Origin of the sequence: Spirabiliibacterium falconis, from assembly GCF_014885015.1 — a bacterium.
Classification (GTDB): domain Bacteria; phylum Pseudomonadota; class Gammaproteobacteria; order Enterobacterales; family Pasteurellaceae; genus Spirabiliibacterium; species Spirabiliibacterium falconis.
In genome coordinates this window covers 21,722-47,361 of sequence record NZ_JABMIJ010000005.1, presented here as the reverse complement: position 1 = coordinate 47,361, position 25,640 = coordinate 21,722, and the positions used below count along the sequence as shown (strand labels likewise).

Below are 25,640 nucleotides of genomic sequence, written 5' to 3'. Positions count from 1 at the left end.
TTTTTGCATGATCATTAACATGCTGCGTAAGAATCCGCACCTATGGAGGTTACACCTCTGCGGTTTGCGCCTTTTTCTTCATTTCTAACTGATTTCATCCCAATATCGACGGTACTTTGATGAGCATATGTATCCTTACCGATAGCGATACCTGACACTCCCCCTGGAATACTTCGACGAGGTGTCCCATCCAATGCTTTCGCATTCGTACCAATAGCAATTCCTTCTTTGCTATTACCCATATCTTCAATGTATGCGCCTTTACCGATGGCGATGCCGTTTTCTGCATAAGACACACCATTGCCAATAACAACCGTATGCTTTTTAGTCGCTCTCGCACCGCTACCCAAAGCAACTGCATTTTCTTCTAATGCTCTGGCTGCTGAACCAATTGCTATTGATTTTTTACCTTTAGCATTAGCTCCCGCATTACCAAGAACTGTTGCATCTTCACCGTCAGCAGTAACGCCATTGCCCACGCCTAGTGCTCGGCTAGCCGTAGCTTGAACATTTTGACCGATTGCTACAGCATTCTTACCTGTTGCACCTTTATTATCATAATTTCCGCCGCCTGTGCTATTCACTGAAAAATAGTGCATCACATTATCTGCGGCAAATTTTGCCACTGCATAAAGTTGACTACCATTGATAGCATCCGTTGACGTAGTCGATATTTCACCTGCCGCTACATTTTGAATACGACGTTCCGCACCTGCTGCTCCAACGGTAACCACACCTTTTGCCGTACTACCAGCAAAACCGTCATACGTAACCGCACTTTGCCCTTTACCGATTGTCGCACTGGCCACAGTTCCTGTATCACCTGCGGTGGTTGTTGTACCATCTGCACCATCGCTGTCTTTCACTTTAGTGCCGACCGCACTTCCCGCTGTGGCACGAGATTTATTGCCCAGATAGACCGAGTTATCAACATTCGCAGCAATATTATTACCTAAGGCGTGCATACCCACTGCGTCAGCATTTTTCTCAGCTTCTTTGCCGATAGTATTGTCGTTACCTAACGCATAAGAATTTTTAGCATAAACCTTATTCGGATCACCAAATGCACCTGCGTTGTCGCCATGAACATAATTTCCGACACCGACTGATACAGAATTTTCGCCATAGGCGTGAGCATTTTTACCAATAGCAATAGACTGCAAGCCATAAGCTCGACTTTCATCGCCAATCGCTACTGCGGAATCTTTATTTGCCAAACTCTTATTCCCTACTGCAACGACATTATTTGCTGCATTACGAAGCTTAATTTGCACACCATCTTCTGTCAGATTCCAAGCATTATTAGCATACCAGCCTAATGCCACGTTGTTGCTGCCATCACCGTAGAATCCAGCTCGCTCACCAATGCCTACATTATAATCGCCTTTCACACCACGCACAGCATCGACACTTAAACCAACATTATGTGTACCTGTTGTTCCACGTCCAGTGTTTTCACCCACATAAACATTTCGGCTACCCGTTAACGCCTTACCTGCGTTATCACCAATATTAATGTTATGACCAGGAGTAGAGCCCGCCTTAGGTCCAACCTTTAATCCTTCGCCTGTGGATAAGCCAATGTTAATATTGGCATTCCCTTCTGCGCCTTTACCAGCCCAACGACCAATAGAAATATTTTCTTCACCCGCTAAGTTTTGCCCTGCCTCACTGCCGAAGGCAAAGTTAAAATAGCCTGTCGTTCCAACGCCAGCACTCACACCAACAGATACAGAATGGTATCCAGAGGCTGTCGCCTGATACCCAACCGCCGTAGCATTGCCCTTAGTGCCTTTGCCATTTGTGGTAGCAACGACTGTTTTAGCTTCTTTACCAATCACTACATCATTTGGCCCTATCGCATGTGCGGCGGTGCCCATAGCAATGCTATATGCACCTTCGGCTATTGGCTGTTTAGTTACTTCAGGAATATCACCATCTTGTGTATCTCCTAATCCATTACCTGTTGCGTCATTTGGCACTAATGATGTATTCATACCTGTTGCACCGCCGATCGCAATCGAACCCACTGCCGTTGCTTGGGCATTTGCCCCCATTGCCATTGCTGATTCTGAACTGGCTTGAGCACGTTTACCAATAGCCGTACTGGCTCCGCCATTCGCCCGTGCGTGAGAACCAATAGAAATATCATTTAAAATCGTATGCGGCTCATTTTCTTCATTACTACCTGCAAACGCATTATTCCCCATAGCAATTGAGCTATCGCCATAAGCATGTGCAGCAAAGCCAATACTGGTCGCTTTTGATGACTTCGTCCAATCACCAGCTAAAGCCCCTACGGCTGTATTACCACTGCCTTGCACAATAAGAAGTGCGTTTTCACCCACCGCTGTATTACTGCCACCATTAGCCATTTGCATCGCATAACGTCCAATGGCCGTGTTACCATCTCCTTTACCCTCCATAAAGGCATGCGTACCGATTCCAACATTATTTCCTGCAATCTGAGGACCACCAGGGTTTGCAAACCCACCATTTTCATCTAGCCAATTTTTCCCTTCTTGTTTCACTGCACGTGTTTTACTTCTCGCTCCCGCACTTTCCCCTAAGAAGACATTTTCACCATTGAGTGGATCTTTAATATAAGAACCTGCACTATTGCCCAAGCTCACGTTTCCATAGGCAACTGTTTCTTTACCAGCCCCTTTCCCAATATTCACATTGGGTAAAATATGTGTATTTTCGCTTTGGAGTTTTTTCGTTTCCTCTTTTTCAAGAAATCCCGCTTGAAATCCAATGCTAACACTGTAATCCTGTTTATTGCCTGCGCCTGCGCTCGTGCCAACATTCACATTTTGTAAATTCCAATTATCGCTAACGCCCTTGCCTGCATCCTCACCAATGGAAATGATTCGGCTACCCGCGGCCTCTGCACCAACGCCCATTGCAATATTATTCTTATGTGCTTGATATTGGCGTTTTAAAGGATCATGAGCTGGGGCTTTTTCGATATATTGCAAAAATTCATCTTCACTGGTAAATTTCGCTTTCGTTTTGGGATTTTCAATTTCTGCAAAATTAGCTGGCGCAAAACTCGCTAAGCCCGCTTTAGCATTATTGCCTAACGCAATAGACCCATCCGTTTGCGCATTCGCATTATCACCGATTGCTACCGCCGCCCCGAACGCTTCTCCAATTTTCGCAGCTGTTCCATCAGGTCCTGATAAGGCAATATTTTTCCCCGTCGATGTATCTTGTACCACAGCCTCAGCACTCACCGAAACTACCCCGAGGACAAGGGCAGCGACGAGAGTAAGCGTTGCTTTGACCGCACTTTGCACTTTTTCGCTTTTTGCACGGGTTACGCCACGAGCAAGTTCAGAGGTGACCACCATTTGGTTTAAATGACGGTTAAAAATCACTTTAAAAATCTTGTTCATTGTCAATTCCTTAGGTTTATTTACAATCATCAATAATAGTATGGCTGACTGATGAACAAAGTTTAACTTGATTTTGTTTTTTTTTTGAACAAGATCACATTTTATTTTTGATCTCTTGTTGGATTTTTATTCATTTTTCAAGGAATGTTAAGGCACGGTTACAGAAGATAAAAAAACCGCACTTTGTGTCGATAAAGTGCGGTTATAAAAATTAATTTGCTTTATTGGCTTGCTGGTAAAGCGCCATGGCTTGTGGCAGTAAGCGTTTTAAATTCGCTTGACGATCGGCGTTGGTGGGGTGGGTTGAAAGAATGCTTTCAATGGTGTTGCCTGAGCTACCTGTGGCTTGGCTCATTTTTTCCCATAAGTGCGGTGCGGCTTCTGGGTTGTAGCCCGCTTTTGCCATTAGCATTAATCCCACTTCATCGGCTTCGGTTTCATTACTGCGGGAAAACGGTTTGTTAAGCCCATATTCTTGGGTTAATCCAATCACTGGGCGAAAATCCACGCCCGTTACCGCTGCCACCGCAACAGAGCTGATTTCAGCGAGAATGCCCGTTGCCATTGTGAAATTGACACTCTGTTTGCCGTGTTCTTTCAAGGCGTGTGCCATTTCGTGCCCCATCACGGTTGCAATTTCGTTGTCATTGAGTTGCAGGCGATCCACCAGCCCTGTATAGAACATCATTTTGCCGCCTGGCATCGCCCACGCATTGAGTTCTTTGTTTTTCATTACGGTAATTTCCCAATCAAACGGCACGCCTGTTTGGTTTTCTTGTTGGGCAATCGGCTTAAGGCGAGCAAATACACGATGAATGCGCTTCGCTGTGGTTGAGCTGGTATCAACCATCCCTTGGGTACGCATTTGTTGCACTGCTTGGGTGTAGCTATTGGCTGCCTCTTGATTTACACTGCGTGTATCGGCACAACCGCTCACGATTCCCATCGCCAATAAGGCTGTTAGCCAAAACTGTTTTCTCATTTCTCCCCCTAAACGCATAAAAAAACCGCACTTTATGTGCAAAGTGCGGTCTATTTTACTTAACTTTAACTTGGAATGCTATTTTTTTGCAGCACGTTCAAATGAGGTGCGGATTTCTTCGCGGGCAGCGTCCACGCCTTCCCAGCCTTCCACTTTGACCCATTTGCCTTTTTCCAACGCTTTGTAATTTTCGAAAAAGTGTTGGATTTGTCCTTTCAGTAGCTCTGGCACATCATTGATGTCTTTGATGTGATCATATTCTTTGCTTAATTTGGTGTGTGGTACGGCGATGAGTTTCGCATCTTCACCGCTTTCATCGGTCATTTTTAACACACCCACTGGGCGACAACGAATAACAGAGCCAGGTAGCAGCGGATACGGGGTTGGCACTAACACATCCACAGGATCGCCGTCAAGCGACAGGGTGTTGTTGATGTAGCCGTAGTTGGCTGGATAGAACATGGCGGTTCCCATAAAACGGTCAACAAAAATTGCCCCCGTTGCTTTGTCCACTTCGTATTTGATTGGATCTGCGTTAGCTGGAATTTCAATTACCACATAAATATCATCAGGCAATTCTTTACCTGCTGGAACATTTTCTAAGCCCATAATGTTTTCCTTTTCTGTTTGTTTTATGGGGCGATTATGCCCCAATTGGTTAAATTTGTCGAGCCAGACCGCACTTTATGCTTTTGGCAATGTTTCGACTAAGGCAACCGCCGCACCGATATAACGCTCTGGCGTGAGTTCTTTTAAGCGTGCTTTTTCGTGTTCTGGAATGGTTAAGCCATCAATAAAGTTCTGCATAGCCACTTTATCCACACGTTTACCGCGGGTGAGTTCTTTTAATTTTTCATACGGTTTTTCAATGCCGTAACGACGCATAACGGTTTGAATCGGCTCAGCCAACACTTCCCAATTCTGATCAAGTTCTGCGCGTAGGTGAGCTTCATTCACTTCTAATTTGCTGATGCCTTTACGCGTTGCCGCATAAGCAATCAAACAATAGCCTATCCCAACGCCTAGATTACGCAACACCGTTGAATCTGTTAAATCACGCTGCCAGCGTGATACGGGTAATTTTGCCCCAAGGTGTGCCATCACCGCATTCGCCAGTCCAAGATTACCTTCTGAATTTTCAAAATCAATCGGATTGACTTTATGCGGCATAGTACTAGAGCCAATTTCGCCTGCGATGGTGCGTTGTTTAAAGTGATTGAGTGCAATGTAACCCCACATATCACGGTCAAAATCGATCATAATTGTATTAAAACGTGCCACACAATCAAACAGTTCTGCAATGTAATCATGCGGTTCGATTTGGGTGGTGTATGGATTCCATGTAATGCCAAGACTTTCTACAAAGTGTTGGCTAAAGGCGTGCCAATCCAGTTGCGGATACGCACTTAGATGCGCATTATAATTTCCCACCGCACCGTTGATTTTGCCTAATATATCAATCTGTTGAAGTTGTTTTAGCTGGCGTTGTAAGCGGTAGGCAACATTTGCCATTTCTTTGCCCACCGTCGTTGGGCTAGCAGGCTGCCCATGCGTACGCGAAAGCAAGGGAATGGTTTTGAATTTTGCCGCCAAATCTTGAATATCGTTCAATATCGCTTGCCATTCGGGCAGTAACACCTCTTCTTTCGCTGCTTTCAGCATTAAGGCGTGGGAAAGATTATTAATATCCTCTGACGTGCAGGCAAAATGGATAAACTCACTCACCGCATTCAGCTCTGGCATAACCGCACTTTGTTCTTTCAAGAAATATTCCACCGCTTTTACATCGTGGTTAGTGGTTTTTTCGATCTCTTTTATACGCTGTGCATTTTCCAACGAGAAATTTGCCACAATACTGTCTAAATAAGCATTGGCTTGCTCGCTAAGGCTTGGCACTTCGGCAATATCAGGGCTCTGCGCAAGTGCCTGTAACCAGCGAACTTCTACCGTCACACGACTTTTCAATAAGCCAAATTCGCTAAAAATTTGTCTCAGTTGCTGGGTTTTGTCGCCATAACGTCCATCAATAGGCGAAAGTGCGGTCAAAGAAGTGAGTTGCATAATAAATCCTTATTCAAGAGAAGAGATAAGTTGTTGTGCCATTTGATAATATGATTTGCGTGCAAAAAAGAGTTTCAGCCGCGATCCGCCACATTGTCGCCACAATACCGCTGAACGAATACCGCATAATAAAGCACTACGAATGCGATGATGCATGGTAATTTGTTGCAGATAGAGCGGAGAACCCTTTACGTGAATTTTCGCCCCTAATGGGCTGATAATGTCAACATAGACGCTCGCCACGCTCGCCAAAAATTGATCATCAAGCAAATCGACATGCTGACTTTGACGCACTAAATGTGCGATGCGTTCGCCAAGTTCCGCTTTTGCCTGTGCATTTTTATTCAATTTATTTTCTAGCACGAGCAAGCTCATCCAGTAGCGTCCAATTTCGGCATCAAACTGTCCTTGATTACCGCCAAACTGTTCAAGCAACGTATGCAACCCTAAACGGAGATTGCGCAGATCGCCTGCGTAAACATCCAGTGTATTTTCAGGTGCAATAGTGAGCAAACTGTTAAGGCTCGCATACATTGCGCTATCATTTGCAACACCTTGATGGGAAAATTGATGCACTAATTTCGCGCTTTGACACACGCCAGCCAGTGCAATTGTTAAGTCGTAATATGGATTCGCCATAGCGAAAAAGTGATCCTTATGTTCGTTTTGTGCAATATAACATCAAATCTGGATTTGATAAAGTCGCCTGCTTAATCGAGTAGGTTTTTCACATAATAATTCAGCTCACGCCAATGATACCAACCGCACTTTTGCCAAAACTGGTTGCCAATCTGATTGTTAGCAAAGACTAACAGTCGTGCCATCGTCACTTTTTTCGTGCGTAATGTTTGCTCTAGGCGAGAGAGCAACGCCTGACCAATTCCTTGACGCTGGTAATCCGCTGCAACGGCCATATGGTATAGCGTCGCACGTCTGCCGTCAAAACCGCACATGACTACGCCAATAATCTTGTCTTGGTCGAGTGCCACAAAATTCAGATCAGGATTATGCGATAAAAAACGCGCAATACCCTCAATGCTATCATCTGGCTCACTCATTCCCATCCCCTCTGTGGCTGCCCAAAGTGCGGTTACGCCCTCATAATCATGGATTGTCATGACGCGTAATTGACATGTCATTATGCTATCCGTTGTTCAATAATGCCGCCACCTAAGCAAATCTCACCTTGATAAAAAACAGCCGATTGCCCCGGCGTGACCGCACTTTGCTTTTCATCAAAGCGAACTTCAATGCAATCTTCGCCCTGCGGAATGATACGACAAGGAATATCGTGCTGACGATAGCGCGTTTTCACCGTGCATTCAATTTCGTTTTGCAACGCCTGACGTGAAACCCAGTGCAGTTGTTGAGCGATCAAGCCTTGTGAAAACAAACGCGGGTGATCATGCCCTTGTGCCACAATCAGTTCGTTATTCGCCATATCTTTGTCCACCACATACCACGCTTCCTCACTGGCATTTTTCAATCCGCCAATGCCTAATCCTTTACGCTGCCCAAGTGTGTGGTACATCAAGCCATCATGTTGCCCAATAATCTCGCCATCCACCGTGCGGATTTTGCCTGGCTGTGCTGGTAAGAAACGAGCAAGAAAATCTTTAAATTTGCGTTCGCCAATAAAGCAAATACCCGTAGAATCTTTTTTCTTGGCAGTAGCAAGCCCTAATTCATCGGCAATTTGACGCACTACAGGCTTTTCTAACTCACCAACGGGGAAAAGGCTTTGCGCAATTTGCTGATGGCTTAGCGTGTAAAGAAAATAGCTTTGATCTTTATTGGTATCTATCCCACGCAAAAGTGCGGTTTGACCATGATATTCACCTCTGCGCACATAATGCCCCGTGGCGATAAAATCCGCTCCCAAATCTTCAGCCGCATAATCCAAAAAGGCTTTAAATTTGATTTCTTTATTACACAAAATATCAGGGTTAGGTGTGCGACCAGCTTGGTATTCTGCTAAAAAATGCTCGAACACATTATCCCAGTACTCGGCGGCAAAATTAATTTTATGTAATGTTATACCAAGCCTATCACACACAGCCTGTGCATCGGCGAGATCGGTTGCAGCTGAACAATATTCACTGTCATCATCCTCTTCCCAGTTTTTCATAAACAACCCTTCAACCTGATAGCCTTGGGCTTGCAAAATGTAAGCAGAAACTGATGAGTCCACGCCCCCAGACATACCGACAACGACTTTTTTTCGCCCATTTGCCATGCGTTCATCTGATGTTAAGGTGTTTATTTTTTCAAATGTTGCTGACCGTATCATGATCGTTCCTTATAAAATACGCTTTTGTTGTGCGATTTTCTCTAACCGTGCTTGCTCTTTCGCCATTTTTGCTTTGCGTTTATCACAAGGCTCTGGGCAATCGCACACTTTTTCAAGCCCAAGGCTGGAAATGCCGCCACAACTGCCTGAAATACTGCGTTGCTTGATGATATAACCAATCGACATGGCTAGAATCACGAACAAAAACACGCCAAATGTAATCAGAAAAATATTCATGATGATCCTTATTCTTTAATTAATTGTTTGAACGCATCAGACATTCTAATCTCAAATCCTTGCGTTGTCTTAACAATCATATAAATCGCTAACCGCTCTTTTTGCGCCAGTGCCATCGCTTTTTCTTCCCCTAACACAAAAAGCCCCGTGGAAAGTCCATCGGCTGTCATACAGTGTGGCGTAATGACCGTAACTGACGCTAATTGATGTTGAATAGGTTGCCCTGATGTGGGATCAATTTCATGGGAAAAACGAACACCGTTTTCTTCAAAATAATTACGATAATCCCCAGACGTTGCCATGCTCATGTCTTTCAATCCAACAATTTGTTGTACAGCGCGTGAGCCATCAAATTCGGGCTTTTCAATCGCAATTTGCCAAGGCTGCCCAGAGCTGTTTTGACCTTTTGCTCGAATTTCGCCCCCGACTTCTACAAGGTAGTTTTTTACTCCTTGTGAATCGAGATAATCAGCAACCTGATCAACGCCAAATCCTTTTGCAATCGAAGACAGATCGAGATAAAGCTCAGGTACAGTTTTGCTTAAATTAAATACACCATTTTTCTCCGCTAGATGCAATTTTTCAATGCCAGTCCATGTGCGACGAGCATCAATTTCTGCCTGAGTAGGTGCTTTATCAGGACGATGTTCTGGTCCAAATCCCCATAAGTTAACTAATGGTCCTACTGTGACATCTAATGCACCGTCAGTTATTTTATTCAAACGGATTGCCTCTTTCACTACATGCCCAAACTCGGGGGAAATCGAAAGTGCGGTTTGGGTATCACGCAATTGATTGAACTGAGAAATTTCCGAGTCTTTCATATAGGTTGACATTTGACGATTGACTTCAGCTAATACCTCATCAATGCCCTGATGAATATGCTTTTCATCGGCAATTTTATCATCTTGTTTGATAAGGTATTTAATATGGTATGTCGTTCCCATGGTTTTACCCGCCAGTACAATTTCTTTTGATTGTTCAGAGCAGGCACTAACAAAAAAGGCTAGCCCTACTAAGGCCAGCCAGTTAATAATATGTTTTTTAAGCATTTGTATTCCTAAATAGACTATATTAACCACCGAAATCATCCAGTAGGATATTTTCGTCTTCAACGCCGAGGTTTTTCAGCATGCCAATCACCGCAGCGTTCATCACGGGTGGTCCACACATATAGTATTCACAATCCTCTGGTGCTTCATGGTTTTTCAGGTAATTTTCATAAAGCACATTATGGATAAAGCCTGTGTAACCATCCCAATTATCCTCTGGTAATGGATCGGAAAGCGCAACATGCCATACAAAATTATCATTTTCAGCTTGTAGGGTGTCAAAATCTTCTACATAGAACATTTCACGTTTGGAACGTGCACCATACCAGAATGACATTTTACGTTTTGAATGCAAACGCTTAAGTTGATCGAAAATATGTGAGCGCATTGGTGCCATACCTGCACCACCACCCACAAAGACCATTTCAGCATCAGTCTCTTTGGCAAAGAACTCACCAAATGGTCCAGAAATGATAACTTTATCACCTGGTTTGAGTGACCAAATATACGACGACATTTGTCCCGGTGGCGCATCTGGATTATTGGCTGGTGGCGTTGCAATCCGCACATTAAGCATGATAATCCCTTTCTCTTCTGGATATGATGCCATTGAGTATGCCCGAACAATATGTTCATCAACTTTAGAAACATAACGGAATAAGTCATATTTATTCCAGTCTTCACGATACTCTTCAGGTACATCAAAGTCTGCATATTTTACCGTATGCGGTTCTGCCTCAATTTGAATATACCCCCCAGCTCGGAAAGGCACTTCTTCACCTTCAGGAATTGCTAATTTCAATTCTTTAATAAATGTCGCGACGTTATCATTAGAAATAACTGTACACTCCCATTTTTTTACACCGAAGATTTCAGGCTCTACTTCCACTTCCATATCATTTTTCACATTAACCTGACAAGATAAACGCCAACCTTCTTTGGCCTCTTTCTTGCTAATGTGTGACATTTCTGTTGGTAAAATATCACCGCCACCTTTGAGAACTTTAACTTTACACTGTCCGCAAGAGCCACCGCCCCCACATGCAGATGAAACGAAAATCCCTTTACTGGCTAGTGCACCAAGTAGCTTTCCGCCTGCTGGAATATGAATTGCTTTTTCAGGATCTTCATTAATTTCAATTGTTACATCGCCTGAGTTCACCAATTTTGATTTAGCGAATAAAATTAACACCGCTAAAACCAGTACAATTAGGGTGAACATTGCGATACCTAAGATAATCTCCATTTCACTCCCCTTTTATAGCTGGATACCAGAAAACGACATAAAGCCAAGTGCCATTAAACCCACGCTAATAAATGTAATGCCTAAGCCTTTTAGCCCTTTTGGTACATCAGAATATTTCATTTTTTCTGTAATCCCTGCTAACGCAACAATCGCTAACATCCAGCCAGTACCAGCACCAATTCCATATACGATAGATTCACTAAAATTATAATCCCGTTGAACCATAAATTGTACGCCACCAAAAATGGCACAGTTTACGGTAATTAATGGCAGGAAGATCCCTAATGCGTTATAAAGTGCGGGGAAGAATTTATCCAGCACCATTTCTAAGATTTGTACCAATGCTGCGATAACGCCAATGAATGTGATAAAGTTTAAGAAACTTAAATCAACCCCTTCAGCGAGTGCACCATCACGTAAAATAAGGTTATAGACAACATTATTTACGGGCACTGCTATGCCTAATACGACGATAACAGCGATTCCAAGCCCAAACGCAGTGGACACTTTTTTCGATACCGCAAGAAAAGTACACATTCCCAAAAAGAAAGAAAGTGCCATATTTTCAATAAATACGGATTTTACAAATAAACTTATGTAGTGTTCCATTGTATTAATCCTTCTCAATTTGCTCAGGTTTTAGGGTTCGTACACCCCAAATAATAAACCCGATGATGAAAAATGCACTTGGTGCAAGCAAGAATAAACCATTCGGCTCATACCACCCACCATCTTTGACGGTTTGTAACACGGTAATGCCAAATAATTTACCTGAACCGAGCAACTCGCGTAGAAACGCAACTGTAATTAAAATTGCGCCATAGCCTAAACCATTTCCGATCCCATCTAAAAAGCTGTCTAATGGTTTTTCTTTCATAGCAAATGCTTCTGCTCGCCCCATTACGATACAGTTTGTGATAATCAAACCAACGAATACCGAGAGTTGTTTTGAAATATCATACGCAAATGCACGCAAGATTTGATCCACTAAAATAACCAATGATGCGATGATCGCCATTTGTACAATAATACGAATACTATTTGGAATATAGTTACGAATACACGAGATGAAAAAGCTAGAAAATGCTGTAACGAAACATACTGAGATCCCCATAACGACCGCAGTTTCCAATTTTGTTGTTACCGCTAATGCTGAACAAATACCAAGAATCTGTAAAGCAATTGGGTTATTATCTAAAATTGGTGAGAACAGCAGGTGCTTTGTATTACTCTTACTCATTATCTAATGCTCCTTCTCTCAATTTCTGCAAGAAAGGACCAAATCCTTTCGGTCCAAACCAGAATTTAAAACTGTTTTGAACACCAATACTTGTTAATGTAGCACCTGATAATGCATCAATACCATGCTCTTTATCAGCAGAACCGCCCTTAGAAATATGGATTGCAACATGATCATTTGCATCATACAGTTTTTTACCCACAAAGTTTGCTTGCCATAATGGATTAGCAATTTCGCCGCCAAGACCTGCTGTTTCACCTTGCTTGTAGTATGTAATACCATCAAGAGTATTACCGTCAGGTTTTACGGATACAAAACCATACATCACCGACCAAAGCCCAGTACCATAAATAGGTAAAACAACTTGCTCAATTTTACCTTGTGCATTTTTCACCAAGTACACTTCAACTTCATTGGCACGACGACGAATTTTAGCAATGTCTTCATCTTGTGATAACGCAATGCTGGTTGCAGGATCTTTTACAGCTTTACTTTCATCAAAACCTGCTAAAGCCGATTTCGGTAAGAAGTCGCCAGTATTAAGATCAACCAAGCGTGGTTCAATACGTTGGGTATAAATTTCTTTAACATTGCTACCTTTTTCTAAAAGACCCGCAACACTCAAAATATTTTTTTGTTTATCCAGTAGCTTTTGCTCTTCTTGCAATGGTTTCAAACTCACAGCAGAACCCGCTACGATAACAGAACAGGCAAGACTGACAAGAATAACAACAATCAGCGTGCCAACAACACTATCTTTCTTAAACATTACGTGCTCTCCTACGTTTGATGTTTGCTTGAACAACAAGGTAGTCAAACAATGGTGCGAACAAGTTAGCAAATAAAATTGCCAACATCATTCCCTCAGGGTAAGCAGGGTTTACCACACGAATTAATACGCACATCACGCCGATTAACGCACCATACCACCACTTGCCTTTATTGGTAAAAGAGGCAGAAACAGGATCGGTTGCCATAAAGAACATACCAAAAGCAAAACCACCCAATACCAAATGCCAATACCATGGCATAGAGAACATAGGGTTAGTATCTGAACCAATAACATTAAACAGTGTTGATGTTAAAATCATACCGATCATCACTCCAGCTACAATGCGCCATGATGCAACACGACCGAAAAGAATAATCGCCCCACCAATGATTAGCATTAATGTTGATACTTCACCAATTGAGCCAGGAATATTTCCAATAAAAGCATCTTGCCATGTAATTGGCTGCTGAGTTACGGTATGCATTAAACCTGCTTCGCCACCACTGCTCCATTGTGAAAGTGCGGTTGCGCCAGTAAAGCCATCAGCAGCAGTCCACACAGCATCGCCTGAAATATTACCAGGATAAGCAAAGAACAAGAATGCACGCCCCGCCAGTGCTGGATTAAGGAAGTTTTTCCCTGTACCACCAAATACCTCTTTGGCGACCACAACCCCAAATGTGATTCCTAATACAGCCTGCCATAGCGGCAATGTTGGCGGCACAATTAAAGCAAAAAGAATAGACGTAACAAAGAAGCCTTCATTTACTTCATGTCCACGCACCATGGCAAATAAAACTTCCCAAAAACCACCCACAATAAAGACCGTGATATAAATTGGAAGAAAATATGTTGCGCCGAGTAACATTTTGCTGCCCCAGCCCGCATTGGATGTCAATGTTCCACCAAGGCTTTCTGTTAACCAATAATGCCAGTCATTATGAATAACTGCATGTAATGCCTCACCTTGATATAGATGATTCAGTGCAACAATAGCCTGTCCACCGACATTATAAATGCCATAAAATAGCGCAGGAAAAATCGCCAGCCATACTAAAATCATCATACGTTTTAGATCAACGGCATCACGCACATGTGCACTCGTGCGTGTTACTGTTCCTGGTGTATAAAAAATAGTCGCCGCAGCTTCATATAGTGCGAAGAATTTTTCATACTTTCCACCAGGTAAGAACGCAGGCTCCATTTTTTCTAAGAGATGTTTCAAACCCATTGTTAACCATCCTTCTCAATCTTAGTTAAGATATTACGTAAGATAGGACCGTATTCATATTTGCCTGGGCACACATAAGTGCACAGTGCCAAATCTTCTTCATCCAGCTCCAAGCAACCCAGTGCTTGCGCTTCATCCGTATCACCTGCGATCAGGTCACGTAACAACATCGTTGGCAAAATATCAAGCGGCATAACACGCTCATAGCTACCAATTGGCACCATTGCTCGCTCGCTCCCATTTACCGCTGTGGTCATTGGGAATAATTTACTACGCAAAAAATGCCCTAGTGTCGTGCGCGTAATAGAGAACTTATCCGATGCAGGTGCAATCCAACCAAATAATTCTTTCTCACGACCTTCTAACAGTACCGACACTTGCAAGTGATACGCTCCAAGATACGCGTGAGGTTCATCGGCAATTGTACCGTTCAGCACAGAGCCTGAAATAATACGGTTTTCCCCGTCTTTGAGCTGCCCTGCGGTCAATTCGTTCAGAGACGCTCCCATACAAGTACGCAATAAACGCGGTTCTTTCACTTGAGGGCCAGCTAACGACACTACGCGATCTGTATTTAATTCACCTGTGGTAAATAATTTTCCAATCGCCATCACATCTTGATAGTTAAGACTCCAAACCGTTTTGGTACTACTTACAGGGTCTAAGAAATGGATATGAGTACCGACCAACCCAGCTGGGTGCGGACCTGAAAATGTTTCAACCTGTAATTTAGCAATATTAGGAGCGGTAATTGGTGCGCTGTCAGCCTTACATAAATAAAGTTTTTCACTATTTAAGCGGCTTAAAATAACCAATCCATCGTGAAACGCATCAAGATCGGCATTAATCACAACCGACGGATCGGCAGCCAATGGATTGGTGTCCATCGCATTCACAAAAATCGCCGCAGGTGTACTATCTACTGCTGGCACTTTGCTAAACGGACGCGTACGCAATACACGCCATAGCCCAGAATCCATTAAATTTTTTCTCACCTGCTCATCGGTTAATGATGACAATTGCTGGCGATCATATTTTTCAAATGTAATCTGCTCTGAACCTTCAACTTTAATCACCACAGATTGCAACACGCGCTTAGCACCGCGGTTAATCGCCGTCACAGTACCACTGGCAGGCGCAGTGAAAATCACACCAGGATTTTTCTTATCCGAAAATAAGACTTGCCCTTTTTTCACCACATCGCCTTCTCGTACACTCATTGACGGACGCATTCCCACAAAATCTTCGCCAAGCACCGCAACTTCAGTAATGGCTGGGCCATTCTGGATTACCTGCGCTGGTTTCCCACTGAGAGGAAGGTCCAAGCCTTTTTTAATCGTAATCATATGTTAGCACTACTTATTAAGTTAGGTTTACATCACCCCACACCACAAAGTGCGGTGTAGCCTCATTTTTGAGCTATAGACGCAATTGCAATACCAGTAAGTTAAGTATTGCAATGCAAAGCAACGTTAAAAACTCAAATTCTTTTCAAGAAAATAAGCGGCATACTGTCTTTAAACATAACGTCCGCTCATTCGTTAAATTTTTGCTAATAAAAGTGCACTATTGTAACCAATTAACGGGCTAAAATTCCACTTTAACCGCACTTTTTTTGATCTAATCGCACTATTTTTTGTATTTTTCAAGAACAAAACAAAGGTTTAATTTTTTAGCAATAAATAACATCTCAAAGCCTACTCCTAATGGGGTATGCTTGTACTATTTGCCATGCCCTGCACAACGCGGTGAAGCGATAACGCCCTCACGCTGTTGCCATTCTTCTGGCGTAAACGTGTGCAACGCCAGTGCGTGAATACCATTTTCCCCTTGCTTTAGAGCTTGATAAACCAATTGATGACGCGCTACGGCACGCTTCCCTGCAAACGCATCACTTACAATCACAACCTTAAAATGTGAGTCAGCCCCTTTACCAGAACTGTGCATATGGCTTTCGTTTTCCACCACTAAAAAGTGCGGTTCAAACGCCTGTGTTAAAAGAGATTCAATTTGTTGCTGATTCATATCCCATCCGTACTAGGAGAAAAACTATACATTAGCTAAAGAGTTTGCCACAATAATGGCATAGAATATATTACCCAAAGGAGTTTATATGCAAAACTGGACAAAAAATCTTACCTATACCGCACTTTTAGGTGCTTGCGTTGCCCTCACGGCATGCCAAGCCCCTGTCAGTAACACCCTTAATTTTGTACCGCCCGCACCAAGTGCGCATTTTAACACACAACATCAGCAAGTTAGTGTTAGTGTTCTGGCACAGGATCAACGCACAAGCAGCGAAGTTGCCAGCTTTGCAGACAATGGCAAAATGCGTCATTTACAAGCTAGTCCCGAAGTTGCACAATTATTTCAACAAGTTGTGCAACAAGACCTGAATAGCAAAGGTTTCCGTGTTGCGACTGGCATGACGACAAATGCCAATGTTGTCGTCGTGATCAACGACTTCTCTGCCAAAGTTTCTGAAGGCAATCTTTCACATAAAATTGACAGCAAAGTCTCCGTTGCGGTTAATGTGCAAGGTGCAGCAGGCAATTTCAGTAAAAGTTTCACCGCCACCAATACGAAAGAAGGTGCGTTTGGCGTGAACAACGAAAAAATTCAAACCGTACTTAATAGCGCATTTCAAGATGTCGTGACCAAAATCTACAACGACAACGAAATCGCCCAATCCCTAGTGCGCTTAAGCCGCCAACCAGCGGTACAATATACGCCAGCACAATAATGCAACACACATTGAAACCGCACTTTTAAAGTGCGGTTTTTTTATTTAACTTGCTTATAAACACAAAAAAACCCAGCGGCTTTTTACCACTGGGTTAGAATTTGGCTCCTCCTGCTGGACTTGAACCAGCGACATACGGATTAACAGTCCGCCGTTCTACCGACTGAACTAAGGAGGAAAAGTGGTGCCCGGAGGCGGAATCGAACCACCGACACGGGGATTTTCAATCCCCTGCTCTACCGACTGAGCTATCCGGGCAACGTCTTAGTGGTGCGTATTAAACGTTTTTTTCGCCTTCAAGTCAACACCTATTCTAAAAAAAATTGTGCTTTTATGCCTAAGTGCGTGCAAATTGTGCAAATTGGCGGAAATCCATTCACGATTTAATGCCGCTCCTAAACAAAAGTGCGGTTAGATTACAACCGCACTTTATACCCTAGTTCGCACGTACACGATAACTTTTTTGTGCTTTATCGACTTTATACAGATAATTTCTCGCCTGCGCTGATGGGTGGCGGGTGGTTAAAATCCGATACACCTGCTCTGGCAGTAGACTATTAATTATCCGAAAGGCCTCGTCTTTATCTTGCGAGAACACTCGCAAAACAGCACCTGCACCACTGTTATACGCAGAGATAACGGCAAATCGACGTGAAGTTGGGTCAGCAATATCTGCAAGATATTTATTTTGTAACAACCATAAATAGGACGTTCCAGCGTCAATATTTTTATGGGGATCAAATAAATATTGTCTTGAAGGCTGCCCACGCATTCCTTTCATTCTAAAAACATCAACCCCCGCCGTGTGAGGCACTACTTGCATCAGCCCCATCGCATTCGCGTAGCTGATCGCATAGGGGTTGAAACTTGATTCAGTTTGCATAATGCCTAAAATCAGGCTTTCATCGATGTTGTAATGACGAGCCGCTTTGCGGACAAACGGCACATATTTTTGCGCACGAACATTGATATGATTAGCAATCATTGGAATGGTGACAAACTCAACCAGTTGCCCGTTACTTAAGCGACGCGTTTGCAGTTTATTGGCGAGTAAATAATTCGCAAAATCGTTCGCACTCGCCACCGTATTAATGCTGCGTCCCGTATGATCCACCACCTGACCTGATAAAAATGGACGCGAACTGATCGGTGCATCACCATCAGCAAATAGATCAATGCCATTGGCATCCGACCCCATTAACAATGTATGCACAATGGTTTTTTTCAGCCGATAAGCATCCATTCCAAGTGTTTCAATGGTGATTTTGCCCTCATCAAAACTAATGTGGCTGCGGGTATTATATTGGTCAGTATATTTAACGTAGTCTTTGCGACTGGCGACCAGCAATTCATTCACGCCCCACTTGCTATCAATATTGTGAGAAAATTGCCCCGTCAGAATATCTAATCCCCGCATATCTTTAGCAAAGGCATCGTCATAATCAAACGGACGATTTTTTTTCGAGCTTGACGAACCACACGCGACCAAAAATGGAATTATCAATAACGGCAAATATTTTTTCATTGCAGTCCGCCTATTTTTCTGGGGCTACATAGCCTTCAATGTGCACATCTTTTCCTTCAAATAAAAAGCCTTCCATCTCTTTTTCCAACAATGCGCGATGTTCAGGATTCATCATATTCAATTTTTTTTCATTTACTAGCATTGTTTGTTTTTTCATCCATTCACCCCAAGCCTGTTTACTGATAGAATTAAAAATCCGCTTGCCAAGCTCGCCTGGATAAAGTTGAAAATCAAGCCCTTCTGCTTCTGCTTGCAAATATTCACAAAAAACTGTTCGTGCCATAGTGTTATCCTTTTACATCTTATTTTATTATCAGACAGCCAATTCACCATTTTGTTGCATGCGCGTTATCATCTCTAATAGATTTTTCATTGGCGCAGCTAATCCAATTTTGGCAGGTAATTGTAAATTATACCAATAATTCTGCTCACTCGATACGCTAAGAACATCATCAGCGCATTTTTCTTGCGCACCATCCCTCATACGCCCGATTAAAGGCTGTATATCAAGATGAAAATGGCTAAACGTGTGGCGAAAGCAGGGCAATTCTTGAATTTGGGAAGCAGCATAGTGCTGCAAAAATGAAAGTGCGGTTACCCGCTCGTCAAATTGCGGAAAACAATATAACCCACCCCATAACCCCTGTGCTGGACGTTGTTGTAGCAAAACCGTATCTTGCTTTAACAACAAAACGAAATAACACTGCTTTTCGGGCAAGACTTTTTTCGGCTTTTTGCCAGGATATGCCTGCCAGTTATCCTCATCATACGCCTTACAGAGTCTATTGACCGGGCACAAACCGCACTTTGGTTTTGAACGAGTGCAGACCATTGCGCCAATATCCATCATCGCTTGATTAAAGTCTGCCACATGAGTATTTGGAGTAACCTGTGCACTCAACGCCCAAAGCTTATCGCCAACCGCCTTTTCGCCTGCCCAACCTGAAATGGCAAACACACGTGCCAATACACGTTTCACATTGCCATCTAAAATAGGATAGGGTGCTTGCCAACATGACGATAAAATCGCTCCAGCAGTGCTTCGCCCGATTCCTGGCAACGCTAAAACCTGCTCAAACGTAGTTGGAAATTCCCCTCCATGCTCATCACGTATCCGTTGTGCGGCTTTATGCAAATTGCGTGCACGTGCATAGTACCCAAGCCCTGTCCATAAATACAGCACTTCATCAAGCGGTGCATCAGCAAGTGCGGTTATCGTGGGGAATGTTGCAATAAACCGTTCAAAATAAGGAATGACCGTTGCTACTTGCGTTTGTTGCAACATCACTTCAGACAACCAAACTTTATAAGCGGTTTTATTTTGTTGCCATGGTAAATGCTTACGCCCATAACGGTCGTACCATGCGAGTACAGCACTGGCAAATGGTGCACTAGCAGAAGATTGTGCGTGCATTGAGCCTCAGTTGTTGAAATAAAACCGCACTTTACCTGATACCTGACTGAAAATCGAGAATATATGTATGAATTTTCTTATTTTATCGACCAAATCGTTATGTAAATAAAAATATAATGATAGCTATTCACGTTATTTTTTATATCAAAAATGTCTTAAAACTCTCATTTTTTATAAAAAATTATACTAATAAATACGTTAATAATGCGATCTTTGATATTAATCAATTCTAAGTAGAAGTATATCTAGCAAGATGAATACATACATAATGTGTGTGATTATCCCTATGTGAATAACATAAGGTTTAGTAAAAGGAGATGATTATGGCAGGACGAAAAAAATGGCTCGTTGGTGGGGCAGCTATTTTTGCCCTCGGAGCATTAGCATTATGGGGAACACAGAAAGTGTTTCATCATACAAATACAACTGAATTTTGCGTAAGTTGTCACTCAATGCACATTCCAGAACAAGAATGGCAAGGCAGCAATCACTTTATGAATAAGCGTGGTATTCGTGCAGAATGCCATGATTGCCATGTGCCACATCAAGGCTTTGATTATTTAAAAACTAAATTTTTAGCCTTAAAAGATGTGTGGGGCGAGATAACGGGCAAGATCCCCGATCAAGAGGCTTACGAAAAACACCGTTTGACCATGGCACAATCCGTATGGAAAACGATGAAAGAACAAGATTCCGCAACCTGTCGCTCTTGCCATAATACTGAGGCGTGGCTGTTGCACGAACAATCAAAAACAGCGCAAAAAATGCATAAAGAAATGCAATCTAGTGGGCAAACATGTATTGACTGTCACAAAGGCATTGTCCATTTTATGCCTGAAATGGAAAGCAGTGCCGACGCTCAAGCGGCGATCAGTGGAGGCGATTTCTCAACACAGAATACTACGCTCTACTCAACCCAAATTGGCACAGCAACTGTCGGTGAGGGGCAAGTGCGGTTAATGCCGTATGCCCAAGTAATCGACTGGAAAGCTGAGGGTGACAATGTGCAAGGTGTGGTGCACGGCTGGCAGCAAGCGGGGGCTGAAAACTTAATTTATCAAGAGTTGGGTAAACGCATTTTAGTCGCTGTGCTTGATGATGACGCTAAAAGTGCGGTTAACATTGAAAAAACAGTGCATGATGATGTAACCAATTCCGATTGGCGTGAAGTCAGCTTGCACATGCAAGCACCGAAAGCGATGCTCACAGCCAATATTAAGAATCTCAATGATTATGGTGAAAATTTAAATCAAACCCATTGTGGTACATGTCATGCTGTGATTGGTGCAGATCATTATACTGCCAACCAATGGATTGGTGTCATTAATTCCATGAAAGACCGCACATCAATGAATGATGATCAAGTGCGTGCCTTGACTATTTATTTGCAGCATCACGCTAAAGACAGTCAACAAGCGAGTGAAAAATAGGGGGATATATGAAGAAAATGAATAAATCACGCAGAACCTTTTTAAAAAATAGCTCCCTTGCAGGTGTTGGCATTGCCTCTGCGGGAAGCATTGCAAGCCAAGCATGGGCTCAAGCCAGTAAAAGTGCGGTTGATTCTCGCACTGTGGTCTCCGCAGCACACTGGGGACCATTAGGTATTGTGGTCGAAAATAATAAGGTAGTTAAATCAGGCCCTGCGATCGAACCTGCTGTTGCTAATGAGTTACAAGATGTTGTGCCAGAGCAAGTACATACCAAAACGCGGGTGAAGTATCCAATGGTACGCAAAAGTTACCTAGAAAACCCTGGTAAGAGTGATACGAGCTTGCGTGGGCGTGATGAATGGGTGCGTGTATCATGGGATAAAGCTCTTGAACTCATTCACACGCAATTACAAGATGTACGTCAACGTGAAGGTGCTAGTGGAATTTTTGCAGGATCTTATGGGTGGAAAAGCTCAGGTGCGTTACACAGTTGCCGTACCTTGTTACACCGTTTTATGAATGTCACAGGTGGATTTGTCGGGCACAAAGGCGATTATTCCACAGGTGCTGCTCAAATTATTATGCCGCATGTGCTTGGGACGATCGAGGTCTATGAACAGCAAACTAGCTGGGATACGATTCTTTCCGACAGTGATATTGTGGTGCTATGGTCTGCCAATCCTATGACAACATTGCGTATTGCATGGACATCAACTGACCAACAAGGAATTGCCTACTATAAAAAACTAAAAGAAAGTGGCAAACGGATTATTTGTATCGATCCCGTGCGTAGCGAAACCTGCGACTATTTAGGAGCAGAATGGATTCCTCTCAATACAGCAACAGATGTGCCATTAATGCTCGGTATGGCGCATACGTTGATTACAGAAAATAAACACGATAAAGACTTCTTAAAACACTACACTAAAGGCTATGATAAATTCGAGCCTTATGTGCTTGGTAAAGAAGATGGCGTGGTAAAAGATGCTGAATGGGCAAGTAAAATTTGTGGCGTAGATGCCAAAACCATTCGCCAATTAGCGTTAGATTTTGCCAAAAACCGCACTATGCTAATGGCTGGTTGGGGAATGCAACGCCAACAACATGGTGAACAATCCCACTGGATGTTGGTGACACTTGCGTCAATGCTAGGTCAAATTGGGCTACCTGGCGGTGGCTTTGGTTTAAGTTACCATTACTCCAATGGCGGTGTTCCTACCACAACCGGCGGTAAAATTAGTGCTATCTCTGCGAATACTGGCAGTGCACGTAATACCAGCGATATGTCATGGAAAGCCAAAGTATCTGGCTTGAGTTTTCCCCTTGCACGTATTGCAGATGTGTTGCTCAATCCCGGTCAAAAAATCGACTTTAATGGTACAACGGTGACCTACCCAGATATTAAGTTCATTTATTGGGTTGGGGGTAACCCATTTGTCCATCATCAAGATACCAATAAATTAATTAAAGCGTGGCAACAACCTGAAACGATTGTGGTAAATGAAATTTACTGGACACCGACTGCTCGTATGGCAGACATTGTGTTGCCAGTAACAACCTCATTTGAACGCAATGATTTAACCATGAGCGGAGATTATTCTAATTTGAATATTTTCCCAATGAAACAGGTCATCGAACCACAATTTGAGGCTCGCAATGATTATGATGTTTTCGCTCAACTTGCCAAAATGGCAGGAGTAGAGGAACAATTTACTGAGGGTAAATCAGAAATGGATTGGCTACGCGAGTTCTATCAAACTGCCTTTGATAGCGCACGAAAAAATCGCGTCGTTATGCCACGTTTTGATGATTTTTGGCAAGAGAATAAGCCATTGACCTTTAGTGCAAATGACAAAGCGAAACAATGGGTACGTTATGGCGACTTTAGAAAAGATCCGCTGCTCAACCCTCTTGGTACACCATCTGGAAAAATTGAAATTTTCTCTGATGTGGTCGCAAAAATGAATTACGATGACTGTAAAGGGCATCCTATGTGGTTTGAGCCAGATGAATACGCAGGCAATGTAACCGAAGAAGCACCGCTAGCACTCATTACGCCGCACCCGTATTATCGCCTACATAGCCAGTTGTGTTTTTCAGAAACATTACGAAAATATTATACCGTAAACGAACGCGAACCGATGATCATTCATCCTGACGATGCAGCCTCACGCGGTATTAAGGATGGTGATGTCGTCCGTCTTTTCAACAAACGAGGGCAAGTGTTGGCAGGTGCGGTGGTAAATGATGGCATCATCAAAGGCACCGTATGCTTGCGTGAAGGTGCGTGGTTTGATTTAGGCGAATTGAATGGAGAGCCGCTTTGCAAATTTGGTAACCCGAATATGCTAACAATGGATATTGGATCATCTAAACTTGCACAAGCCACTGCGCCTAATACGGCTATTGTGCAGGTAGAAAAATTTGATGGACCTCTACCGCCTGTCACCGTATTTGATGAACCTCAATATAAAACAGCGTAACGACGCACGCTATATAGCCCAATAAAGTGCGGTATCATTATTGGGCTTTTGGTGCACTTTATAGTGCTAAAATAGATTAACACGAACATGACTTGCCACTTTATACTGACTTGTTAGACTATTTATGCATTAACCATAACGCTTATTTAATTCTATAACCAAAGGACAATAACTATGACGATCAGTGCAAGAAACCAACTTTCAGCAAAGGTAAAAAATATTAAGGCAGGTGCTGTTAACGATCAAATTGAGCTTAGCTTAAATGATAACGAAACGCTTGTTGCAGTGATCACCAGTGAAAGCACTAAAAATTTAAATCTGAACGTCGGTTCTGATGTCGTTGCTGTATTTAAAGCGCCTTCTGTTATTTTATCAACGGACAACACCTTGCTATTCTCAGCACGTAATCAATTAAGCGGCGTAGTAGAAAGCATAAATCACGGCACAGTAAATTGCGAAGTGTTAGTAAAAACTGACGGTGGTACTCAACTTGTGGCTATCATTACTGAAACCAGTGCGAAAAACATGAATCTTGTACAAGGCAGTAAACTTCAAGTATTAGTGAAAGCATCTCACATTTTATTAGCCGTAAAGAAATAATCACGAAGAGTCATAAAAAGCCACTCAAATGAGTGGCTTTTTTATTTAAATATGAATAGCCATACAGAAACTGAGTACGGTAATAATGATCACCGAATAAGCGAAAATTTTGCGTGCCCATTTTCCACGTTCTGCTGCTCGGTTTGGCACATGCTGCAATGCAACATGTAACCACATCCCACTTAACACTAAAAGTGCGGTCAAATAAACCCACCCCGTGTAGCCCAGCACTGTTAATAATGAAGCAATCACAGCAAATGCCACAATGGTAGCAATCATATGAATGCGAGTCGTAGAAAAACTCACCATTAATGGCAATACTGGAATTTTCGCTTTTAAATAATCTTTATCTCTGAAAATGGCAATGGCGTAGGCGTGTGGTAACTGCCAAATGGAAAACATCGCAAATAAAACCCAATAGGCTGCATCGGCTTGATTCGTAACCGCAGCATAACCAATGACTGGTGGAATTGCACCTGAGAAACTCCCAATTAATGTCCCCCAAATTGAATGGCGTTTAAAATAAAGACTATAAAGCCCAACATAAACCCCATAACCAAACAAAGCCGACTTCACCGCTAACACGCCACAGTAAGCCAACACCAAAACACCTGCACTAAGCAATACAATAGAATAGATAAGTGCGGTTTTGACTGTCATATGACCTGTGACTAATACGCGATTACGCGTACGGCTCATTGTGCCATCAATATCACGATCAATAATATTATTTGCCACACAGCCCGATGCAATCACCAGCATTGTGCCGAGTAATGCCGCCAGTAACGTCAATAAATGGAACTGATCACGCGCGGCAAGAAAATACCCACCTAACACGGCAATTGCATTACCACTCACAATCCCAGGCTTAGTAACCTGAACCCAAGAGGTTGTCATTAAACGCGATTTTAAACTGATCAGTCCACTCAT

General features: G+C 42.9%; 24 protein-coding genes and 2 tRNA genes. 4 read left to right on the top strand and 22 right to left on the bottom strand.

From position 1 onward, the window contains the following. Positions 1-14 precede the first annotated feature (14 nt). The 16 genes from HPC40_RS02660 to HPC40_RS02585 form a co-directional block, all read right to left on the bottom strand. On the bottom strand, positions 15-3,401 hold the full coding sequence (locus HPC40_RS02660; RefSeq protein WP_208117940.1) for an ESPR-type extended signal peptide-containing protein: 3,387 nt from the start codon (positions 3,399-3,401) through the stop codon (positions 15-17). Between the two features lie 211 nt (positions 3,402-3,612). Next, on the bottom strand, positions 3,613-4,383 hold the full coding sequence (locus HPC40_RS02655; RefSeq protein ID WP_208117939.1) for a M48 family metallopeptidase: 771 nt from the start codon (positions 4,381-4,383) through the stop codon (positions 3,613-3,615). Between the two features lie 78 nt (positions 4,384-4,461). Next, entirely contained in the window at positions 4,462-4,992 is a 531-nt protein-coding gene (gene ppa, locus HPC40_RS02650; protein ID WP_208117938.1) for an inorganic diphosphatase, read from the bottom strand. Positions 4,993-5,067: 75 nt separating this feature from the next. Further along, the gene (purB, locus tag HPC40_RS02645; RefSeq protein WP_208117937.1) at positions 5,068-6,444 is read right to left on the bottom strand and encodes an adenylosuccinate lyase; all 1,377 of its coding nucleotides are present in this window, start codon (positions 6,442-6,444) and stop codon (positions 5,068-5,070) included. Between the two features lie 9 nt (positions 6,445-6,453). Beyond that, positions 6,454-7,083, bottom strand: a complete 630-nt coding sequence (hflD, locus tag HPC40_RS02640; RefSeq protein ID WP_208117936.1) for a high frequency lysogenization protein HflD — start codon at positions 7,081-7,083, stop codon at positions 6,454-6,456. Between the two features lie 71 nt (positions 7,084-7,154). Next, positions 7,155-7,583: a GNAT family N-acetyltransferase gene (locus HPC40_RS02635; protein ID WP_208117935.1), complete on the bottom strand. Its 429-nt coding sequence runs from the start codon at positions 7,581-7,583 to the stop codon at positions 7,155-7,157. Beyond that, positions 7,583-8,734: a tRNA 2-thiouridine(34) synthase MnmA gene (gene mnmA, locus HPC40_RS02630; protein WP_208117934.1), complete on the bottom strand. Its 1,152-nt coding sequence runs from the start codon at positions 8,732-8,734 to the stop codon at positions 7,583-7,585. The genes HPC40_RS02635 and mnmA overlap by 1 nt, the downstream gene beginning before the upstream one ends. 9 nt (positions 8,735-8,743) lie before the next feature. Continuing rightward, positions 8,744-8,971 (bottom strand): (Na+)-NQR maturation NqrM, encoded by a 228-nt coding sequence (gene nqrM / locus HPC40_RS02625; RefSeq protein WP_208117933.1) that lies wholly within the window; start codon positions 8,969-8,971, stop codon positions 8,744-8,746. An 8-nt stretch (positions 8,972-8,979) separates the two neighbouring features. Beyond that, the gene (locus HPC40_RS02620; protein ID WP_208117932.1) at positions 8,980-10,023 is read right to left on the bottom strand and encodes an FAD:protein FMN transferase; all 1,044 of its coding nucleotides are present in this window, start codon (positions 10,021-10,023) and stop codon (positions 8,980-8,982) included. A 22-nt stretch (positions 10,024-10,045) separates the two neighbouring features. Next, positions 10,046-11,269: an NADH:ubiquinone reductase (Na(+)-transporting) subunit F gene (nqrF, locus tag HPC40_RS02615; RefSeq protein WP_208117931.1), complete on the bottom strand. Its 1,224-nt coding sequence runs from the start codon at positions 11,267-11,269 to the stop codon at positions 10,046-10,048. Between the two features lie 12 nt (positions 11,270-11,281). Then, complete coding sequence (nqrE, locus tag HPC40_RS02610) at positions 11,282-11,878, bottom strand: NADH:ubiquinone reductase (Na(+)-transporting) subunit E (RefSeq protein WP_208117930.1); 597 nt, start codon at positions 11,876-11,878, stop codon at positions 11,282-11,284. 4 nt (positions 11,879-11,882) lie between these two features. After that, positions 11,883-12,509, bottom strand: a complete 627-nt coding sequence (locus HPC40_RS02605; protein WP_208117929.1) for an NADH:ubiquinone reductase (Na(+)-transporting) subunit D — start codon at positions 12,507-12,509, stop codon at positions 11,883-11,885. Then, positions 12,502-13,278, bottom strand: a complete 777-nt coding sequence (locus HPC40_RS02600; protein ID WP_208117928.1) for a Na(+)-translocating NADH-quinone reductase subunit C — start codon at positions 13,276-13,278, stop codon at positions 12,502-12,504. Before HPC40_RS02600 ends, HPC40_RS02605 begins: the two co-directional genes overlap by 8 nt. Beyond that, on the bottom strand, positions 13,271-14,512 hold the full coding sequence (locus HPC40_RS02595; RefSeq protein WP_208117927.1) for an NADH:ubiquinone reductase (Na(+)-transporting) subunit B: 1,242 nt from the start codon (positions 14,510-14,512) through the stop codon (positions 13,271-13,273). The genes HPC40_RS02600 and HPC40_RS02595 overlap by 8 nt, the downstream gene beginning before the upstream one ends. Before the next feature lie 2 nt (positions 14,513-14,514). After that, positions 14,515-15,858 carry a Na(+)-translocating NADH-quinone reductase subunit A gene (locus HPC40_RS02590; RefSeq protein WP_208117926.1) on the bottom strand — a complete coding sequence of 448 codons (1,344 nt, stop codon included), beginning with the start codon at positions 15,856-15,858 and terminating at the stop codon, positions 14,515-14,517. 376 nt (positions 15,859-16,234) lie between these two features. Beyond that, on the bottom strand, positions 16,235-16,537 hold the full coding sequence (locus HPC40_RS02585) for a BolA family protein (protein WP_208117925.1): 303 nt from the start codon (positions 16,535-16,537) through the stop codon (positions 16,235-16,237). An 88-nt stretch (positions 16,538-16,625) separates the two neighbouring features. Here HPC40_RS02585 and HPC40_RS02580 point away from each other — a divergent pair, with 88 nt between their 5' ends. Continuing rightward, positions 16,626-17,255 (top strand): YajG family lipoprotein, encoded by a 630-nt coding sequence (locus HPC40_RS02580; RefSeq protein WP_208117924.1) that lies wholly within the window; start codon positions 16,626-16,628, stop codon positions 17,253-17,255. Positions 17,256-17,357: 102 nt separating this feature from the next. On the opposite strand, the gene HPC40_RS02575 is transcribed toward HPC40_RS02580, so the two are convergent. The 5 genes from HPC40_RS02575 to mutY all read right to left on the bottom strand — a co-directional run bounded on the left by HPC40_RS02575 (position 17,358) and on the right by mutY (position 20,194). After that, a tRNA-Asn gene (locus HPC40_RS02575) sits at positions 17,358-17,433 on the bottom strand. A 4-nt stretch (positions 17,434-17,437) separates the two neighbouring features. After that, positions 17,438-17,513, bottom strand: a tRNA-Phe gene (locus HPC40_RS02570). Between the two features lie 178 nt (positions 17,514-17,691). Continuing rightward, the gene (gene mltC / locus HPC40_RS02565; RefSeq protein WP_208117923.1) at positions 17,692-18,780 is read right to left on the bottom strand and encodes a membrane-bound lytic murein transglycosylase MltC; all 1,089 of its coding nucleotides are present in this window, start codon (positions 18,778-18,780) and stop codon (positions 17,692-17,694) included. Between the two features lie 10 nt (positions 18,781-18,790). Beyond that, on the bottom strand, positions 18,791-19,063 hold the full coding sequence (locus HPC40_RS02560; protein WP_208117922.1) for an oxidative damage protection protein: 273 nt from the start codon (positions 19,061-19,063) through the stop codon (positions 18,791-18,793). Positions 19,064-19,093: 30 nt separating this feature from the next. Next, positions 19,094-20,194 (bottom strand): A/G-specific adenine glycosylase, encoded by a 1,101-nt coding sequence (mutY, locus tag HPC40_RS02555; protein ID WP_208117921.1) that lies wholly within the window; start codon positions 20,192-20,194, stop codon positions 19,094-19,096. Positions 20,195-20,517: 323 nt separating this feature from the next. Here mutY and HPC40_RS02550 point away from each other — a divergent pair, with 323 nt between their 5' ends. From HPC40_RS02550 to HPC40_RS02540, 3 genes are all read left to right on the top strand, one after another. Continuing rightward, positions 20,518-21,624, top strand: a complete 1,107-nt coding sequence (locus tag HPC40_RS02550) for a NapC/NirT family cytochrome c (RefSeq protein ID WP_235972287.1) — start codon at positions 20,518-20,520, stop codon at positions 21,622-21,624. An 8-nt stretch (positions 21,625-21,632) separates the two neighbouring features. Next, the gene (torA, locus tag HPC40_RS02545) at positions 21,633-24,110 is read left to right on the top strand and encodes a trimethylamine-N-oxide reductase TorA (protein WP_208117919.1); all 2,478 of its coding nucleotides are present in this window, start codon (positions 21,633-21,635) and stop codon (positions 24,108-24,110) included. Between the two features lie 174 nt (positions 24,111-24,284). Continuing rightward, positions 24,285-24,710 (top strand): TOBE domain-containing protein, encoded by a 426-nt coding sequence (locus HPC40_RS02540; RefSeq protein WP_208117918.1) that lies wholly within the window; start codon positions 24,285-24,287, stop codon positions 24,708-24,710. A 45-nt stretch (positions 24,711-24,755) separates the two neighbouring features. Here HPC40_RS02540 and cyoE read toward each other — a convergent pair whose 3' ends face one another. Further along, positions 24,756-25,640 (bottom strand): heme o synthase, encoded by an 885-nt coding sequence (gene cyoE, locus HPC40_RS02535; protein ID WP_208117917.1) that lies wholly within the window; start codon positions 25,638-25,640, stop codon positions 24,756-24,758.